This is a genomic window from bacterium (assembly GCA_040755795.1).
GTDB lineage: Bacteria > UBA9089 > CG2-30-40-21 > CG2-30-40-21 > SBAY01 > JBFLXS01.
On the sequence record JBFLXS010000441.1, the window covers coordinates 1 to 3,098 of the forward strand.

Below are 3,098 nucleotides of genomic sequence, written 5' to 3' on the forward strand. Positions count from 1 at the left end.
GTTTGTGTCATAAGTTTGTCCTCCTTATTTTAGTTAGTTAATACTTTTTGTATAGTATACCATAAAATCTTTCGCAGGTCAAACTTGACACTTTATCATATCATCTCTGTGACTCTGTGGCTATATCCCTGAACGGTTATGAATTTTGTTTGATAAGAAAAGGAGAGGAACAATGAATTTTAAATCTTATTTAGAAAATATTTTAAACGATGAAGAAATTAATAAGTGGCAACGGCTTTACATTCCATTAAATGCGGAAGAGGTGCTTGAGGAATTATCTATTACGCCTGAAGTTGAGAAGAGGATATTAGAAAAAGCCTCAATAGAAGATAAAGATATTCTCCAATCTCGATTTAAAAGGAATAAATACGAGTTTAAAACCAAAGATATGATAACAGAATTGCTCGAAACAAAAGTCAGACGGGTGATTTTGATTGGAGAGTCAGGCTCGGGAAAGACAACATTGCTTAAGTGGATTACTCTGGTATATGGACAGCAGGCTATTGAAGAAATCAACACCACAGGTGATATTCTCAAATCTAAAATTCCAGTCTATATAGATTTAGCCACTTATCATAAAAAGATAGAGATAGATGGGTTTTTAGTCCAGTATTTAAAATCTCATAATTTAGAATGTAGTTTTGAGGAATTAATTCCCATCTTTGAATCAGGTAAATTCTTATTTTTATTTGATGGATTAGACCTATTAGGAGTTAAAACTGAAGATTTTGACCCGATTACCTCTATCCAGAAATTTATTAATAAATATCCCAAAAATATCTACCTTTTAAGCTGCCGTAAAGGAGTGCGTTATACCAATTTTCCACCTACTTATAAAATAATAGAATTAGCCGAATTAACCAGAGAAAAGATTGCCGAATATCTGGCACATTATGTCAAAGATACAAGTAAAAAAGATGAAATATTAGCCCAAATACAAAAATTGCCTCAGTTTGAAGAAACTACACCTCTAATGTTACTTTTAATCATTCCTGTATTTACTCGATTTAAAGAAATCCCAATAAATAAAAGCCAGATTTATTCGCAGTATATCAATTGCTTATACGATTTGTTTGAAAAAATAGGACGACTAACTAATATGGAAAAAGAGTTAATAAATGCTATCCTGATTGAGTTAGGATTTAATTTGCAAGTAGATGATGAAACTGTTCTTGAGAAAGAGAAGGTTTTAGATATAATTGCCAATTTTATTATCAAGCATAAATATAATCGGATGGCTAAAGATGAGATTTTAAAATTATGTAGTCAATTAGGATTTTTGAAGATGCAAGATGGGGAGGTAAAGTTTTTCTATCAATCATTTCGTGAGTATTTCGCTTCATTGAAGTTAAAAGAGTTGTTTTTGGGAGGTGTAGATATTTCAGCGACTTTTAATCATCCTAAGTGGGAAGATGTCTTGACTTTCTTAAGTTCAAATCTTGAAGAGCCAGATGCAAGTAGATTAATTCAAGCAATTGTCAAAACTCCCTATGAGTTTCGTAATCCATTATTTGTTGCAGGTAAATGTCTTATAGGAAATATGGTAAAGGAAGATACCAAACAAGAAATTATTAATCAACTTTTAACTAATACAGTAGATAAATATTGGCATAATCAACGAGAATCTATCTATCTCTTAACTCAGATTTTAGGTGAGGAACTAGCTTCAACGACAATAGAATCTTTGATTGAGCAATTAAAAGATGAAGATTGGATTCGAAGGGAGAAATCGGCTAAATCAATGGGTAGAATGTGTGGTAAAGAAGCAATTGCTCACATTAGACGGCTTTTAGAGGATGAAAATCCATCTGTTTATAATGCCGCCTTTGAAGCCCTCATTGAAATAGAAAGAAGAGAAAAAGAAGATATCAAAATCGAACTGGAAGAGATTAAAGAGATAAAAGAAGTAGAAGAGATTCCGCCTCAACTATCTGAAATTGCAGAACTTACACCTCAAGAAGAAGAAAGGGAGATAATTCCAACAGAAAATTTAACCCTGGTCTATATAAACCTGACTCGAGCCATAGAAGGGCTGGGGATACAATTAGATGAAGCCAAATCAGTCATTATCAACCAGGTTTTTAATAATACCCTGAGACCTATTATAGAAACAGAGCATGGTGAAGTTGAGGAAATGGAAGAAGAAATGACTATTGCTACCTTTGGAGGGGCAAAAGAGGCACTTTACGCTACGGTCAAAATGCAAAGTGCCATAGATGAATATAACCTCCGTCAGCCTTCACGAAAGGTCTCTTTAAAACTTGCTGTATCGACTAAACACCATGGAGAATCAATAGATAGAGTGAAAATTTTAGCCACTAAAATAGGTGAATTGACCAGAGCAGGACAAATATTAGTTATTGAAAATACATACAAAGCCGTGCATGGTAAGGATAAAACAGTTAGATTTCGATATTATGGTTCTCGAAAATTAGAAGGAGAAGAAAGCCAGAAACGTGGAATATATGAATTATTATGGCAAGGAGAAGAACATGCCTCAATGATTAAAGAATCAATTATGGCGATTGAGTATTTAGAACAGGTTTCCGCATATAATATAACTAAAAATAAACCCATTATTGGTAAAATAAAAGTGGCAAGAACATTTTTAAAAAGATTAAAAGGACTAATGTTCGCTAAAGAGACACAACCTTTAGTCATAGAATTTGCGGCATCTTCTGGAACAAAATCCCCTATTCACACCTTTTTTGTCCAGCTCCCTATAGATGCTGTGTTTTTAGACCCCAATTTTAAGGTAGTAGATTTGATGGAAAATTTACCACCAGTTAAACTTGCCGACACAAGCACCTGGAAAATATACACCCCAGATGCCCCAGCAAAATATGTCTTAGAACTCCCTCAAGGAACAATAAAAAATAATGGTATAGAGTTATCGGATATTATTATCTTTAAAGAAGGAATATAATCGTATCCTATTGAGCAAGTTTTGCACGGGGTATCAGTAAGTTTCGTAACCGTTCAGGGCTATACATTAGAAGTGTAAACAAGGAGAAATGGGGAAAAGGGAGAATTGGAGAAATGGCTCAAACTTTTTCTTGCTCCACCCTTCAGACATTAATCCTGGTGTCGTGTTGAGT

At 33.8% G+C, this 3,098-nt stretch carries 1 protein-coding gene; it reads left to right on the forward strand.

Going from position 1 to position 3,098, the window contains the following annotated elements; all coding sequences use genetic code 11:
- The first annotated feature begins 172 nt into the window (after nt 1-172).
- Nucleotides 173-2,926 (forward strand): DUF192 domain-containing protein, encoded by a 2,754-nt coding sequence (locus AB1414_18050; protein MEW6609317.1) that lies wholly within the window; start codon nt 173-175, stop codon nt 2,924-2,926.
- Nucleotides 2,927-3,098: the final 172 nt, after the last annotated feature.

What these genes read in the sequence shown, in the direction of transcription:
- AB1414_18050 (MEW6609317.1), top strand. Translation starts at nt 173, where the DNA reads ATGAATTTTAAATCTTATTTAGAAAATATTTTAAACGATGAAGAAATT.